The 14,728-nt window shown below is 69.6% G+C and carries 14 protein-coding genes, 1 tRNA gene and 1 pseudogene; 5 read left to right on the forward strand and 11 right to left on the reverse strand.

What is annotated here, in order from left to right:
- Nucleotides 1–128 precede the first annotated feature (128 nt).
- The 3 genes from NBZ85_RS15955 to NBZ85_RS15965 form a co-directional block, all read right to left on the reverse strand.
- Nucleotides 129–395: a hypothetical protein gene (locus tag NBZ85_RS15955; RefSeq protein ID WP_261562143.1), complete on the reverse strand. Its 267-nt coding sequence runs from the start codon at nucleotides 393–395 to the stop codon at nucleotides 129–131.
- Nucleotides 395–1,315 (reverse strand): effector-associated domain EAD1-containing protein, encoded by a 921-nt coding sequence (locus NBZ85_RS15960; RefSeq protein ID WP_261562144.1) that lies wholly within the window; start codon nucleotides 1,313–1,315, stop codon nucleotides 395–397. The genes NBZ85_RS15955 and NBZ85_RS15960 overlap by 1 nt, the downstream gene beginning before the upstream one ends.
- Before the next feature lie 187 nt (nucleotides 1,316–1,502).
- On the reverse strand, nucleotides 1,503–2,699 hold the full coding sequence (locus tag NBZ85_RS15965; protein ID WP_261562145.1) for a TAXI family TRAP transporter solute-binding subunit: 1,197 nt from the start codon (nucleotides 2,697–2,699) through the stop codon (nucleotides 1,503–1,505).
- Nucleotides 2,700–3,278: 579 nt separating this feature from the next.
- On the opposite strand from NBZ85_RS15965, the gene NBZ85_RS15970 reads away from it, so the two are divergent.
- Together NBZ85_RS15970 and NBZ85_RS33180 are read left to right on the forward strand one after the other, a co-directional pair.
- Nucleotides 3,279–4,061: an MOSC domain-containing protein gene (locus NBZ85_RS15970; protein ID WP_261558436.1), complete on the forward strand. Its 783-nt coding sequence runs from the start codon at nucleotides 3,279–3,281 to the stop codon at nucleotides 4,059–4,061.
- Nucleotides 4,062–4,375: 314 nt separating this feature from the next.
- A pseudogene (locus tag NBZ85_RS33180) lies at nucleotides 4,376–4,623 on the forward strand (ATP-binding cassette domain-containing protein); the annotation flags it as partial.
- A gap of 317 nt (nucleotides 4,624–4,940) precedes the next feature.
- Here the strand turns inward: NBZ85_RS33180 and NBZ85_RS32685 are convergent.
- Nucleotides 4,941–6,701, reverse strand: coding sequence for a sensor domain-containing protein (locus NBZ85_RS32685; protein WP_261558444.1), 1,761 nt, complete (start codon nucleotides 6,699–6,701; stop codon nucleotides 4,941–4,943).
- A gap of 264 nt (nucleotides 6,702–6,965) precedes the next feature.
- On the opposite strand from NBZ85_RS32685, the gene NBZ85_RS15985 reads away from it, so the two are divergent.
- Nucleotides 6,966–7,901: a PIG-L deacetylase family protein gene (locus tag NBZ85_RS15985; RefSeq protein WP_261558445.1), complete on the forward strand. Its 936-nt coding sequence runs from the start codon at nucleotides 6,966–6,968 to the stop codon at nucleotides 7,899–7,901.
- Nucleotides 7,902–7,938: 37 nt separating this feature from the next.
- Here NBZ85_RS15985 and NBZ85_RS15990 read toward each other — a convergent pair whose 3' ends face one another.
- From NBZ85_RS15990 to NBZ85_RS16010, 6 genes are all read right to left on the reverse strand, one after another.
- Nucleotides 7,939–9,288 carry a glycosyltransferase family 4 protein gene (locus NBZ85_RS15990; protein WP_261558447.1) on the reverse strand — a complete coding sequence of 450 codons (1,350 nt, stop codon included), beginning with the start codon at nucleotides 9,286–9,288 and terminating at the stop codon, nucleotides 7,939–7,941.
- A 576-nt stretch (nucleotides 9,289–9,864) separates the two neighbouring features.
- Nucleotides 9,865–10,017 (reverse strand): hypothetical protein, encoded by a 153-nt coding sequence (locus NBZ85_RS15995; RefSeq protein ID WP_261558448.1) that lies wholly within the window; start codon nucleotides 10,015–10,017, stop codon nucleotides 9,865–9,867.
- The gene (locus tag NBZ85_RS16000; RefSeq protein WP_261558450.1) at nucleotides 10,014–10,589 is read right to left on the reverse strand and encodes an LLM class flavin-dependent oxidoreductase; all 576 of its coding nucleotides are present in this window, start codon (nucleotides 10,587–10,589) and stop codon (nucleotides 10,014–10,016) included. The genes NBZ85_RS15995 and NBZ85_RS16000 overlap by 4 nt, the downstream gene beginning before the upstream one ends.
- A 271-nt stretch (nucleotides 10,590–10,860) precedes the next feature.
- Nucleotides 10,861–10,935: a putative leader peptide gene (locus NBZ85_RS33185; protein WP_368861391.1), complete on the reverse strand. Its 75-nt coding sequence runs from the start codon at nucleotides 10,933–10,935 to the stop codon at nucleotides 10,861–10,863.
- Nucleotides 10,936–11,053: 118 nt separating this feature from the next.
- Nucleotides 11,054–11,314, reverse strand: coding sequence for a TetR/AcrR family transcriptional regulator (locus tag NBZ85_RS16005; protein ID WP_261558452.1), 261 nt, complete (start codon nucleotides 11,312–11,314; stop codon nucleotides 11,054–11,056).
- A gap of 445 nt (nucleotides 11,315–11,759) precedes the next feature.
- A tRNA-Asn gene (locus tag NBZ85_RS16010) sits at nucleotides 11,760–11,832 on the reverse strand.
- A gap of 143 nt (nucleotides 11,833–11,975) precedes the next feature.
- On the opposite strand from NBZ85_RS16010, the gene NBZ85_RS16015 reads away from it, so the two are divergent.
- Nucleotides 11,976–12,257 (forward strand): hypothetical protein, encoded by a 282-nt coding sequence (locus NBZ85_RS16015; RefSeq protein WP_136448658.1) that lies wholly within the window; start codon nucleotides 11,976–11,978, stop codon nucleotides 12,255–12,257.
- A 255-nt stretch (nucleotides 12,258–12,512) separates the two neighbouring features.
- Entirely contained in the window at nucleotides 12,513–12,929 is a 417-nt protein-coding gene (locus NBZ85_RS16020; RefSeq protein WP_372517816.1) for a winged helix-turn-helix transcriptional regulator, read from the forward strand.
- A gap of 330 nt (nucleotides 12,930–13,259) precedes the next feature.
- On the opposite strand, the gene gltX is transcribed toward NBZ85_RS16020, so the two are convergent.
- Nucleotides 13,260–14,672, reverse strand: coding sequence for a glutamate--tRNA ligase (gltX, locus tag NBZ85_RS16025; RefSeq protein WP_261560496.1), 1,413 nt, complete (start codon nucleotides 14,670–14,672; stop codon nucleotides 13,260–13,262).
- Nucleotides 14,673–14,728 lie beyond the last annotated feature (56 nt).

Below are 14,728 nucleotides of genomic sequence, written 5' to 3' on the forward strand. Positions count from 1 at the left end.
GGGTGGGATGGGGGAGGTGTGGCGTCGGCACGACCAGTCCGGCCACGTCCTTGCCTTCAAGCTCCTGCTGCCGGAACTCACCACCGACGAAAGAATAGTCGCCCGGTTCATGCGGGAGCGATCGGTGCTCACCCGCATTCATCGGCATGCTCGGCGCTGGCTACCTGGCGACCTGGGCCAGCGACCAGTTCGGCACCGACGCCGTCCGCCGCTTCCGCACCCGCTTTCAGGGACTGATGTGGCGCGGCGACCGGCTGCGGGCCGGTGGCCGCATCGTCCGCGAGTTCGGGGCGGACGGCGAGAAGCGCCGGGAACTCGACCTGACCCTGCGAGCCGCCACCGGCGCAACCGCCATCCGAGCCCAGGCCGAGTTCGCCCGCACCGACCGAACCCATCAGGCGGTTGGTACGCCGAAGTACGGATTGGCCGGCAACTCACGGCGTGCGGCGGCGAGCACACGGCCCCAGCCGTTCGTGATGATCCCGAGGGTTAGCGCTCGGTGGATTTCCCGCCAGTTCTGCTCGGGGTTCAGGTTCGGCTGCCAACCAGGTATCCTCTCCAGAGGCACACCGGCCTTCTCCAGGATCTGGGTCGCAACCGTCTGATTGTAGAATGCCTGTGCGAGTGCTTTGATTTGCTGATCTGTCGTTGATCTAACCGAACGTTCGACGTGCTGAAATTCCATCCCCTCCGCCGGAAGTTCTTGTTGCGTCCTACTGGCCCAGGCTCGTAACTGGATATTTTTTTCAGGATCGGCGTCGATCTCCGTGACGAGAGCCACCAGCCAATTCTCATCTAGCGCTCCCTCTACCACCTGATGAATGGCGTCTTCCATTCCCAGGGTGCTGTCAGCATATATTTTGAGCGACTTGCCAAGTTTATGCAGGAGGAACCGAGAAAAGGCGGACCGGCTCGGAAAAATTTCCAGCAGGATGGCGTTGAGCTCACCCCGCTGAAGCCCGCTCACCCACGTGACCCATGACCAGTCGGGCTGCGGATCACTGGCTGAATTTGTTGTGCTCGAGGCCGTTGTGTCGATGGCCGGTTCTTCCGGTCGGACGCCGCCGTCCGTATCGCCGTCGGTGTTGCCGGCGACCACCTTCTTGCCTGGAAACCGCGCCAGGAAGAGGCTGATCAGGAAAGATAAGATCAGGGCGCCTGCCGTCTCCGGGAGTAGGCTGGGTACTCCGGGACCGGAACCGCGACTACGAGCCAGTAGTACCCCGAATCCTGCGCCCAGCAACGCGGCGACGGCTACCACAAGACCGTCCGGCCTGGGGCGGACCCGGAGCTCCGTGATGGCGATTGTGGACATCACCGTCCCGACTCCGACCCCGACCCCGATCGGGCGAAGTACCGCACCCGCCCCGGGCCACCGATTTGGCACCGCGAACGCGCAGATCAACGCCAAGACCATGGCCAAGGCGAGCCTGGCGAAGCAGGTTGTGTACCAGCGTCCGTTCACGGGGCGCCGGTCCGGGGAGTGGGAGCCAACCACCGTCCTAAGATCTCCCGCAAGTAGGGACGTGGAACTTCGCCTGGTAGACCTTGATCGCTTCCGGATGCAGTGGAACATAGCAGAACAGGGACGGTACCTGGCTCGTCACATAGCTCTCCACATCCGCCAGTGTTCGGTGCCTCGGATTTTCCCCCCAGAGGGAGGCCAGCGGAGTCGTACTATCCTGGTCTGCCAGTAGGATCCGGGCCAACTCCGCCACCAGGCCTGGGTCGGCGGAATTCAGGACCACTAGGCCGTTGGGCACGCCGACAGTCGCGATGTCCTGTTTCAATCCGTAGTCTTCCTTGTAGATCATGCCTGGAAGAATTACGTTCTGGCCGGCGAACTTATTATTTCCCTGATCCTGGTAGATCTGTCGCCAGTTGTCGTTCATGGCGCTTCTCACGGAAGCCGGGACGGGGAGCAGTCGGGCGCCGTTATCCCGGATCTCATTTTGAATATCGGCGGTCGGGGATGCGTTCACCCAGATGACCGCGTCAACAAAGTCGGGTCCGGCGCTGTTGAGGTACTTGAAGCCATTCTTCAGTGTGTCCTTCTTGACCTTTTTCAGGTCAAGTTCCTGGTCTTTGCATATTTCTCGATAGAATACTTGGGTCAACTGTATCGAGCCGGACAGTGCCAGCCCGGTGCCGAGTGGCCGGCCGCAGAGCTGGTGGACGTCGGTGATATGTGGCCGATCGGGCCGGTTGGGCTTGTCGCGGACGACGATCTGCATGAGGTCGTCGAACACCGGCCCGATCGTCCGCAGCCCCTTTATTTGGTGCGGAGGTATCGAGGAAGACGTGTCCTCGGCCGAGTCGGAGTTGAACTGGTTGACGCCGTAGGCCGCGTCCACCGCCACATTGAGCTTGGCTATCGCGACCCCGCACCGGGCGTACCCTTCAAGATCGTAGAGATTTTCCGCACCGCCTTGGGTTTTCCAGGGCACGACTGTCGTCTTGTCCAGATGATCGCTGAGCTGCCTTTGCAGTGCCATCGCAAATTTCCAGTACGGCGACTGCTCGTTGCCGGTGAAGATGTGTACCTCGCTGCATCCGGAACGGCTGGGCTGCGACGGCTTCTGCTGCACCGTCGCAAGCCACCAGGCGACCGGCAGGGCAACAGCAAATATCGCAAGGACGACGACGACGGCGACAAACCGACGCCGAGAGCGCTCCCTCGGCGGCCCCGCGACCGACATGCCCAGCCCCCTTGGCCCGACGCGTGCCTCGTGGCCCCCGCCCAGAGTCCGCCGAACTATCGTCACTCTACCTTCGGGGTGATTCGCGGCGATCTCGGCCATGGTGGTTCGACGCCTCGTGGTTGCTTCTCAGCAGCGCCGGCAAACCCGCCGCGCCGCCGCGGAAAGGAATCCGCTGGTGAGAGTTGCGAGGCGGTTTCTCGTGGACGTCAGGTGCGTTGCCGGGAGGTGGCCAGCGGACCCGCGAAGCGCAGACCACCGAGGACGCCGGTGGCCGCGGCGTCATCGCCGGTCGGCTCCCGACGAGCGCGCCGACCGTGTCCCACCGCGGCCGGACGAGACTGATGGGCTCCGCTCGGGGGCGACCGTACCTGGGGCGGCATGGTGCCGGGCGACCGCGTGCCATTCGCGGAGCCCGGGCCGGCAGCGGAACCTATAGATGAAGTGAGGTGTACCTTATGAAATGTTGATCGAGGCGTCACACGGTCGACGTGAACGTCTCAACGGCTGGCATCCGTGCACGAGATACCGGCGCATTGTGCCTGATCTAGGCGTCCGGGAAGGCGGAGCGTGAGGTCGATGCTCACCGTGAGTGGGCTGGCGATTGCCCCGGTCAAGGCTCTGGCCGTCCTTTCTCGCACCGAGCTGGCGGTGGGACCGGACGGAGTCGCCGAGGATCGGCGGCTGTTCCTGATCACCCCGGCCGGCAAAATTGTGACCTTGCGTGATTTTCCGGCGCTCGCGTCCGTTCGGCCAGACCTGGATCTCGCGGTGGGCCGGATCGTGCTGGAGTTTCCCGGCGGCTCCACCGCCGAGGGGCCCCTCGCGCCGTCCGATCAGCAGGTCGCCGGGACGTTCCTCGGCAAGCGGCGGGCCGGTCGGGTGGTGCCCGGGCCGCCGGCCGAGGCGCTGTCGGACTACCTGGGGCAGCCGGTGTCCCTGGTGCTGGCCGAACGGATCGGCGTCGGCTGGGACGAGGGCCCGGTCACGATGCTCGGCTCGGGCTCCGTGGAGCAGGTCGCGCAGGCGGCCTCGGCTGGTCGGGACCCGCGACGCTTCCGGATGACGGTCACCGTCGACGGAACCGCGCCGTTCGAGGAGGACACCTGGGTCGGCCGGCGGGTCGGGATCGGCGAGCTCGTCGTCGAGGTCACGGAGCCGCTCGGGCGATGCGTCGTCATCACCCGGTCACCCGACACCGGCACGGCGGACTGGAACGGCCTGCGCGCCCTGGCCCGTCGGCGCGGCCCGACCGGGATCACGCTGGGCGTCGTCACCCGAGTCGTGCGGCCCGGGACGGTGCGTCTCGGCGATCGGGTCGCCGTTGACGTCGACGGTGGCGATGACTTGAAGGCAACCTAACCAAACATTCAAGAGTTTCGGCTGCTTGCCCGGCCTGTCCGTGAGGCGCGGGTGCCTCGGCCGGCGGCGCGGGCCCGGCGGTGGCGGCCACAGCACGGCGGCCCGACAGCGGGGGAGGACGGGTGGCGTTCGCACCTTGGCGGCGGCTGCTCCCGCCGGCTCCGCGCGGCGCCGGCCGTCCGCCGGCTTCCGAGAGTGCGGCTGGTCCTCCGTCAGCCCGGCTGCTCGGTGAGGAGCTGACCCTCGCCTATGACCGGCGGATCGTTGCCGAGGGCCTCGCGGTGCGCATCCCCGACGGTGCTTTCACCGTGATCGTGGGTCCCAACGCCTGCGGGAAGTCCACTCTCCTGCGCGCGCTCGCCCGGGTGATGCGGCCGACTGCCGGCACGGTGCGTCTCGACGGCGCGCAGATCGCGTCGTTGCCGTCGAAGGAGATCGCCCGCCGCCTCGGCCTGCTCCCGCAGACCGCGATCGCGCCGGACGGCATCACCGTCTTCGACCTCGTCAGCCGCGGCCGGTATCCGCACCAGACGAGCTCTCCGGCGGGCAACGCCAGCGGGTCTGGCTGGCGATGGCGCTGGCGCAGGAGACGCCGATCCTCCTGCTCGACGAGCCGACCACCTTCCTCGACATCACCCACCAGTTCGACGTGCTGGACCTGTGCTCGGACCTGCACGAGAACCACGGCCGCACGTTGGTCGCCGTCCTGCACGACCTCAACCAGGCCTGCCGGTACGCCACCCACCTCGTCGTGATGGCTGCCGGCCGCATCGTCGCCGTCGCCGTCGCCGGACAGCGGGATCGCCCTGGCCCAACCGGTGGGCGAGGATCCGAAGCGGTCGACGGCTCCGGGGCGCCGCGACCGGCCCGGTGCCCGCGTCAGAGCACGCCGTGCAGGAGCGTCGACACCGCGGTGACCTGCAGCGTGGTCAGGTTGCTCGCGTTCGGGGCGTGCCGCGGCGCGTCGGCATGGCCGAGCTGGTCCATCAGCCCGGTGCGCATGGACCGGTCGTAGGCGACGCGCTGTCCCGGGCCGGCTCGTTTCGCGGCGTACATCGCGATGTCGGCGGCGTTCAGCAGGTGCTCGCCGTCGCCCAGCAGGGGGCCGGACAGAGCGAGGCCGATGCTGCCGGTGAGGACGATCGAGCGTTCGCGTAGCCGGCTCGGCATCGCCAGCGCCACGAGTACCCGGTCGGCGATCGCCGCCAGATCCGCGATGCTGGTGACGTCCTCGCACAGGACGGCGAACTCGTCGCCGGAGAGCCGGCCGACCAGGTCACCGGGTCGTACCGCTTGGACCAGCCGGGCGGCAGCGGTCCGCAGCACCTCGTCGCCGCTGCGGTGCCCGAGGGTGTCGTTGACCGCTTTGAAGCCGTCGAGGTCGACGAAGAGGACGCCGACCTGCCGGTCGTTGTGCTGGGCGCGGCGCAGCGCCCGGTCGAGGTGATCGAGGAGCGCGGTGCGGTTCGGCAGCCCGGTGAGACCGTCGTGCAGGGAGCGGTGGCGGATCTCGCTCTCCATCCGGAAGCGGATGGCCGCCGAGCCGAGCACCGCGGCGACGGAGTGGAGGAACCGGGTGTCCTGATCGGTGAACGGCGCTGCGCCTGGCGGCCGGTGGACCTCGACCATCGCGAGGATCCGGTCGGCTCGCCCGACGGGGACCGTCAGAAAACCCGCGTCCTCGGCCTCCTCGGTGCGCGTCGGGTCGGTGGGGAGCGGGGGCGCTGCGGGGGGTTCGCGCCGATCCGCGCGGGCGAGCAGGCCGCGCCGCTCGCCGGTCTCGTCCACCTCATGGGCCTGCACGAGGTCGGCGTCGAGATGGTCGGCCAGCGCTGTCACCGCGTGTTCCCACAGGGCGGCCGGGGTTTCGGCCTCCAACGCCCGTTGGCCGAGGTCGGCGACGAGGGCCTGTTCGGCGGACCGGATTCGCAGGTTCGCCAGGGCATGCTGGCGATCGGTGATGTCGGTGCCGATCGCGGCGACGACCTCCACCGTGTCGGCGGCGTCCGGGATGGGCACCAGGTGCACGTCGAGGCACCGGCCGAACACCTCGACGATCTCGTGGACCCGCTCGCCGCCCAGTACCCGGCGCATCAGCGAGAGCATCTGGGGGTACTCGGCGAATGTTGTGAACACGGAGCTCTCGCGCGCCGCGGAAAGCCGCGCCGCAGCCTCCGGTATCGCCATCCCCTCACTGACCAGGACCCGCCCGTTCCGGTCCGTCAGGAAGATTGACATCGGGGTGTTTTCCACTACGAGCCGTAGCCAGTCCTGCGCCGCGATCTCCTCGGACACGTCCTGAAGGTGAGCCAGGAAGAAGTGGTCGCCGTCGGGACCGGTCAGCAGTGCGGTGGTGCACAGAGCGTGCACGACGGCGCCGTCCGGGCGTAGCAGGCGCACCATCAGGCGGGCCCTGCGCTGCCCCGTCGCCAGGCGCAGCCGGGCCTGTGCGGCCCAGCGCTCCCGGTCCTCCGAGACGCAGACTTCCTCCCAGACCATCCCGACGAGCTCGGACTCGGTGCGGCCGAAGATGGCGCACGCCGCTGCGTTGGCGCGCCGGATGCGATGGTCCCGGGCGCCGGTCTCGGTGACAGCGATGTCCAGTACCTCGAAAAGGTCCCGGTGTTCCTCCTCTGGCACGACTAATCACCCACTCAGCCACAACTGTTCCTGTGAACCTCCTACCCCGAACACGCCCATGGTAATCAATCGGACACAATCCGCACCACCGGTGCGGATGCCGGCGGTGCGTCGCCAGTCATGTCGTCGTAGCTCGCAACGGTTGACCTCGTCATGGTCGTCGGCTGCGGGCGAGGACGCCGGAGCCGCTCGCTACAGTGATCCTGGCCGGAGATCGGGGGCGAGGCGTCTCGTCTCCCACCGGAGCAGGCGAGGGCCGGCCGGGTGAATCTGCCGCACGGGGAGATCGACGGGATGGATGTGGCGAAGGCGGTCCGCCGGGTGGTCCCGGGGGATCCGGAAACGGTGCGCGATCGGGTGATGGTGCCGGCACGCTCGCTGTGGCGTCGGGCCTGGACCCGGCGCGGCATCGACATCACCTCGTCCATGACGACGAAATCCTGCCTCGTCGTCGCCCCGCATCCGGACGACGAGACGTTGGGGTGCGCGGTGGCCATCCTGCGCAAGCGGGCCGCCGGCACCCCGGTCACGGTCGTGATCGTCAGCGACGGTTCCCGTGGGGAGCCGGCGACGCTGCCGCCCGCGGAGTTGATCGAGATGCGTAAGGCGGAGACCCGCCGGGCCTGCGCCCTGCTGGGTGTCGGTGAATCCGACGTGCTCTTCCTCGGCTTTCCCGACGCGGAGCTCACCGACCAGGTCGACGCCGTCGCCACACGCCTCGGCGAGCTCATCGGGACCCTCGCGCCCGAGCAGATCCTGGCGCCGACCTCGTGCGAGGGGCACCCGGACCACGATGCGACCAACGAGGCGGTGCGCCGGGCGGTGGCGGCGACCGGCTTCCGCGGCCAGGTACTCGAATACACGGTCTGGTTCTGGACGCACTGGCCCTGGACCCTGGGGTACGGGGCGGCGGACTGGTCGGCGCAGCGGCTGTTCGTCCAGCCTCTCCACCGGTTGCGGGAGCGCCGTCCGCTGCTGGTGGACGCGACCGACCTGCGGGCGCGCCAGCGCCGGGCCCTCGCGGAGCATGCCACCCAGGTGGGGCCCGGCGACGCGGGGCCCGACGACGCCGCGGTGACCGGCGCGCTGCTCGCGACGCTGCAGAGCCCGTACGAGGTCTACGTCGCCGCGGGGGCGCTGCGGCACCTTGACTTCGACCGCCCGTGGCGGCCCGGCCCCGCCGCCAGCCGGCGCCCGTAGCGGGTGCGGCGACCGGCGGCGGCGTTCGATGCCACCGTCAGTGGCGGGGGGCGGTCCACTGCCAGTGCCGGCGCCGCTCCCGAGACAGGTCGGGGTACAGGCCGTCGTTGGCCGGGGCGCTTGACCAGCGACGCTGCTGCGGCAGGCCATGCGCCCCGAAGTGCTCGACGGCGCGGCGGTACGCCTCGACCTTGCGGCGGGCAATGGCCGCGGGTTCGAGCTCGACCACGCCGAGGCGCCCCCGGGCCCCGAACGCGCTCGCCCGCGCGGGGTCGAGCAGGAACGGCGCCAGCGCGTCCGCCAGCGGCGCCGGATCGCCGGCCGGCACCGAACACCCGGCCTCCCACCGCTCGACGAAGGGCGCGACCCCGGCCTGGTTCGTGGTCACCACCGGCCGCCCGGCCGCCATCGCCTCAGCGGCGACGATCGAGAAGCTCTCGAAGCGGCTTGGCACGGCGACGACCCGGGCCCGCCGGTAGACGTCGTGGAGCTGGGAACCGGACAGGTGACCGGTGAACTCGACGTCCAGCCCGAGCTGAAACGCCCGGCGGGCCAGCCACTCGCCCGAGGGAAGCCCGTCGATCTCACCCGCCGAGCGCCCCGCGAGCAGCAGCCGGTGCGACACCCCTGCAGCGCGCAGGCGTGCCGAGGCGTCGAGGAGGACGTCCACCCCCTTGAAGGCCTCGAGCCGGCCCACGACGGCGATGGTCGGCGTGGTCTCGGCGACGTCGGGAATGCCGAGCCACGGCTCCGCGTCGAAGGGGTTGGGAATAACCTCGACCTCACGGTTACCCAGCCAGCCATGCTCCCGCAGCGTGTCGACGAGTAGCTGCGACGGGGAGGTGACCACGTCCGCCCGGCTGGCCGAGATTCGGTCCAACCGGTCGGCGAGCAGTCCCTTCGCCCCGAGCGGCTGGCCTGCGAGCCGGACCGCGAGCATGGTCGGGCAATGCAGGTGAATAGCCAGCGGCACCGAGCGGCGGGCGGCCTGGATCAGGGCGCGAGTCTCGCCATCCTGCGTCTCAATCACGTCCGGTCGCAGCCCGAGCCGGCGGGCCCACAGGCTGTAGGAAAGCGGGAGGCTGGCCCGCAGCGTCAGTGAGTCACGTGGGTACAGCGGCCCCCGGAGTTGGGCGCCGAACTTTCCCAGCGCGCGGCTCACCGGCACTCGTAGTAGCGGCCGCCGGTGAACGTGCACCCCGTTCTCCACCGAGTCGTCGAACCGGTACCCCTGCGCGCACAGCACGTGGACGTCGTGGCCGAGCTGCGCGAGCGCCGTGGCCAGTGCCGCGGTGTAGGTACCCGCGCCGTCCCAGACGACGGGTGGATACTGCTCGCAGAAGAAGAGAATGCACAGCCGTCGTAAAGTTAGCAATGACTCCGCCACGTGGTGTCCCCGATTCCGCCGTGCCGTAACGAGAGAGTGCGAAGAATATCACCAATACATTACTTCGCGGATCGTCCTCATGTCGCTACGAGCCCACGGTTCCGGGGAGTTTGAGGGAAACTTAAGGTAGCGAGGCGGCGCTGATACCCCGGTGGTGCCGGCGGCGGCGGCTGTGGGGCGGGCGCCTGTGCGGGGGCGCGGCTGTCGACGCGGCAAAACTTGACTATCGCGTAAGGGTCGAGTGCCCGCGCTGTCCGGCGGGATGTCGGGTGGGGAGCCGGGACCTAATTGTGTCAAAACGGGATTAATGCTTCTTGCGCGTTCGTATTGCCGACCCGGCCTGCCGGCGGCGGGGTCTCCGCCGGTCCACCTGCTCGATTGGCCGGCTCTGGCGCGTGCCCGAGTGCGGGAGCCCCGCTGGGTGCCGCTTCCCGCCGGGTGCCGTTTCCCGCCGGGTGCCGTTTCCCGCCGGGAGGCGGTTCCCGGCATGCCTTCCGGCCGAGTCGACCGCGGGTGGTCGGGCGCAACCGGGACGCGGGCCCGGCGGTCGCTGTGGGCGCCCTGCTCCGGCGTCGGTCAGGGGCGGCCGAGGTGTAGGCCGAGCCCACGAGCCGTCGGCACACGCTCGGCTACCGCCAGCTTCCAGCCAAGCTGCGGGGCGATCCGCTCGGCAACGAGCGCAAGAAGCTGCTTCGTGTTCTCCAGCCGGAAATGAGGGGAGATGATCAACGACAATGTCGCTTCGTTGTATCCGCGGGCGCGGCTGATTGCGATTCTGCCCCGTGGGGGCCGACCGACTGGACCCGCCCCTCGAGACCACGCGTCGATGTAGGCGTCGATTTCCAGGATTTGGTACGGGCCGGCTTTCCCCTGCTGCATATGAGTGCCGGCTTCGTCACGGGCGAAATGCGGCAGCTGGCGACCGAGGCATAGCTCACCTGCCCGGACCGTGCTGGCGGCTGATCCCGTGCCATACCAGATCCGCCACCTGAGATCCTCGACGCGCGGGTGGATTCGGATCGACCGCCGCTGAGCAGGCCGGCGGTGACGGTGTCCTCGGCGAGGCGGGCGGGGCTCTCGTTGGCGATCGGGACGGTGCCGGTGCCCAACCGGATCCGGCGCGTCTCGCGGGCAACTGTCCCGGGGAACGGATACACGCCGGTCAGCGCGCGTTCGAAGTGCCTGACACCGTGGTTCGCGAGGCCGTACCCGAGGTCCTCGGCAAACGGGAAGAGCTCGATCGATTCCTCGAGGGCGATGCGTGGATCCAGGCCCGGTTGGTGATAGGCGCCGAAGATCATGAATCCTGGTCGCAGGGGTATGTTATGTGGTGTCTCCGTGCCCGACGTTGATGGTTGACGCGCTGGAATCGACGGGGGCCCGGCCGTGACGGGGCAGCGTGCGCCGCGATTGTGGCTATCCCGGATGGAACGCCGAGAATCGGCGCCCGGTGAGCGCTCGGTGCTCAGCGTGTTCTTTCTTGGCGGCAGCCGCTCCATCACAGGATCGCGTGAGAAGATGAGTAGTGCGCTTTCGCTGCAAGCTATCGGGAGGCCGGCGCCACAGATGCTTCTATCGACACAACGCACTGGCCGGCCGAAGGAGATCGACGTGCCGCCGCACTGTCGGAATCTTTCCAGTAGGCACAGAAAAATACTAGTACAGTCGTACAAGAAGCGGCCAGCTGCTACCGCTGGCAGCCACCGGGGGTTGGCGGCTACCGCGTGACCACCGGCGTGCCGCCGCCGCCCGCGGATGGTGGCGATCACGAGGGTGGCCGTGCGGGTCGCGGGTCGCGGGTGGCCACGGACATGCGCTCCCGTAACCGTCCGAGGATGGCCTCGAGCATCTGCTCCTTGGTCCCGAAGTGATGCACCAACGTCGTGGGCGACACCCCGAGAGCGGCGGCGACAGGCCGCCACGACAACTCGGCGAACCCGTACTCGGCCGCGTACTCGACCGCCGAGCCGGGCTGGGTCGGCCGCGGGCTCGTCCCCGACCTGATCGCCGCCGGCCACACCGTCACCGGGCTCGCCCGCTCCGAGGCCGCGGCCGTCGCCCTGCGGGCGGTGGGGGCCCGAGGTCCGCGCGGGATCCCTCGACGACCTCGACACCCTGCACGACGCCGCCGCGGCCGCCGACGGCGTCATCCACCTCGCGTGCAAGCACGACATCGCCTTCGCCGGGGACTTCGCCGCCCCTCTCAACCTCCCCGCCGTCCCCGTCACCCCCGAGCAGGCCGGCGACGTGGGCCCCGGGCGGCAAATGCAGGCAGGCGCGCAGCGGGGATTTCCGGCCCAAGGGAATCTCGATCCCCGCATACTCGGCCGGCCGTGCGCGCGGCGCTCAGCCTTGCTGATCGGCGAGGCGTGACGCGCGGGCATCCGGGGGCGGGCGAGTTCACCGCGGGCAAGGTCTGGCAGGCCTGATCGACACTTGATCAATGATCAAGTGTCTGGCCTGTGAGGATGCTCCCGCGATAGGACTCGAACCTATAACCTGCCGGTTAACAGCCGGCTGCTCTGCCAATTGAGCTACGCGGGACCGGGTGCTCTGCGCACCTGACGCAGTCAGCCTACCTGAGGTTCCAGCGGTCATGGACGTGGGGTAGTAATCAACTTGACGGCACAACGCCGACCGGCCGGCGGCCATCCGCCAGTACGTCCATCGGTCTCCCGGGAGGCAACATGCGCATCAGGCCCAGCGTCGTCATCGCACTCGGCTTCGGGTACGTCCTGGGGTCCCGAGGCGGACGCGAACACTACGACGTGATCATGCGGCAGCTGCGGGAGGTTCGGGAACGGCCGGAGGTGCAGGGCGCCGCCGGTGTCGTGTCCGCGCAGGCCGGGACGGTTTTCCACCGGGTCCGCGGCCTGTTCGCCGGGGAGGCCGAGTCGTCCGGGACACGGCCGTTCCGCCCGGTGGCGGCCCACGGCTCGAACGGGGTCAGCTCGATCGGCGCCCACTGACCGGCCGGGCGTGTCGCCGTTGCGCCGTCCCGGGAGGAGGCCGGCAGGAGGTGCCGCGCCGGTATGCGTCGGATGGGGCGTTGTCGGGTGGTTCGGCCGTCGGAGCCGCCTGTCGTGACCGTCGGCCGCACCTACGACTGCCGCCCCAGGGGTGATTCTGGTCACCGCCGACACCCCGCCCCTGCCGGCCGCGCGGAGAGCACGGTGGTCCGGTGGCGGGGTCGAGGGCGTGACGAATCGGAGCAGGGCATGTCGATGAGGCAGGCCAGGCCGGCGCGGGGACGGGCGGCGGGGCAGGGACGATCGGGCGGCCCGGCGCCGGCCGAGGTTGCGGGTGGGGCACCGCCCGGCCTCGCCGCCCTGGTGGACCTGCTGGGCCGCCGGTTCGCGCTCGGCCTCTACTGGCATCTGCGGGGTGGCTCGCTGCCGTTCCGCACGCTGGCGGCCCGGCTGGACGCCCCGCAGACGCAGCTCGTGCAGCGGCTGCGGGAGCTGCGAGAGGCCGGCCTCGTCGAGGTGGACGAGGTCGGCGAGTACCGGCTGACCACCCACGGCCGGCGGCTGCAGGGCGTGATCGAGCCCCTGGCCGCCTGGGCGCAGGAATGGGAGACGCTCAGCCCACGCCAGCGCATCCCGCGCGGGGCCTCCACCCGTGGCCACGACGAGCCCTGACCGGGTGGGGCTCGCCTTGGCGGGTTATCACCGGATGTGACCCTGCTGTCGACGGATCGTGATTATGAGATCACAGCTTGTCTTGAGCTGATCTTAAGACTCCTTTAGGCCCCAGGAGATGTGCTGGTCACTGTCGAACCCGGTGCTCGGGAGCACCGGAGACGACCTGGTGGATCCGAGCTTCACCCGGCGGAGGTAACCCCGACCTCCGGTGGGTCTCCCTAGCCCGGGTCGCGGCCCGTCCCAGCCGCGGCCCGGGCTCATCAGCCTCGGCCCACGGCGGTGGTGACCGCTCCCCGAACCGTGGCCGAGCACCGCCCGAGCGGTGCCTCAGCCTGCGGCCAGCCGCTCCCGGGCCGCGGCCAGTCGCCGGCGGGTGGCCTCCCGGCCGAGCACTTCCAGCGACTCGAACAGCGGCAGCCCCACGGTCCGCCCGGTGACGGCCACCCGCACCGGCGCCTGCGCCTTCGCCAGCTTCAGGCCGTGGCGCTCGCCGAGCTCGGTCAGGGTCGCCTTCAGCGTCTCGGCGTCCCACTCGACCTTGCTGAACACGTCGTGGACGTCGGCGAGCAACTCCGCCGCCGGCCCCTTCATCGCCTTCGCCCACGCCGCGTCGTCCACCGGCGCCTCGGGCAGGAACAGGAAGTCGACCATCGGCACGATCTCGGAGAGCACCGACAACCGGGACTGCGCGAGCCCGGCGACCACGGCGAACACGCCGGCGTCGAACGCCTCGGCCGCCCACGGTGCCGCCGGCGGCACCAGCCACGGCTGCACCGCCGCGATGAACTCCTCGACGCTCAGTGCCCGGATGTACTCGCCGTTGAACGCCCTCAGCTTCTTCTCGTCGAAGAACGCCGGGGACGGCTTCACGTCGGCCAGGTCGAAGGCCGACTCGATCGTCTCCCACGGCACGATCTCGTCGTCACCGGACGGCGCCCAGCCGAGCAGCATCAGGTAGTTCTTCATCGCGCCGGACAGGTAGCCCTCGTCCCGGTAGGACTCCAGCGCCACCTTGTCCCGCCGCTTCGACAGCTTCTGCCGCTTCTCGTTGACGATGACCGGCACGTGCGCCCACACCGGCGGCTCGCCGGCGCCGAGCGCGGCCCACAGCAGCTGCTGCTTGGGCGTGTTCGACAGGTGCTCCTCGCCCCGGATGACATGGGTGATCCCCATCTCCAGGTCGTCGACGACGTTGGCGAGCAGGAACACCGCCGAGCCGTCGGCCCGCGCGATCACGAAGTCCTCGATGGTGTCGTTCGGGAACTCCGGGGTGCCGCGGATCAGGTCGCGTACCGTCGTCACCCCCTCGTCGGGGGTGCGGAAGCGCAGCGCGCGGCCTGGGCCGGGCTCCAGCCCGCGGTCGCGGCAGAAGCCGTCGTAGCCGTGCTGGGCATTGCCCGTGCGTTCCGCCAGCGCGTCGCGGGTGCAGTCGCAGAAGTACGCCAACCCCGCCTCCTGCAGGCGGACCGCGGCCGCCCGATGCCGGTCCGCGCGCGAGGACTGCAGCACCGGGCCCTCGTACCGGCCGGGGCTGATCCCGAGCCAGTCCAGCGCGCTGATGATGCCGTCGATCCACTCGGGCCGGTTGCGGGAGGCGTCGGTGTCCTCGATGCGCAACACGAAGTCGCCGCCCGCGCGTAGCGCCACCAGCCAGTTGAACAGTGCCGAGCGCGCCCCACCCACATGGAAGATGCCGGTGGGAGACGGCGCGAATCGAACCCGTACCCGCCCAGATCCCATGCGGGGCAGCGTACAGGGATCCCGGTGAGCCGATGGAGCACCGAGGCGGCGGCGAC

The sequence above is a fragment of the Frankia tisae genome, from assembly GCF_025403405.1.
Classification (GTDB): Bacteria; Actinomycetota; Actinomycetes; order Frankiales; family Frankiaceae; genus Frankia; species Frankia tisai.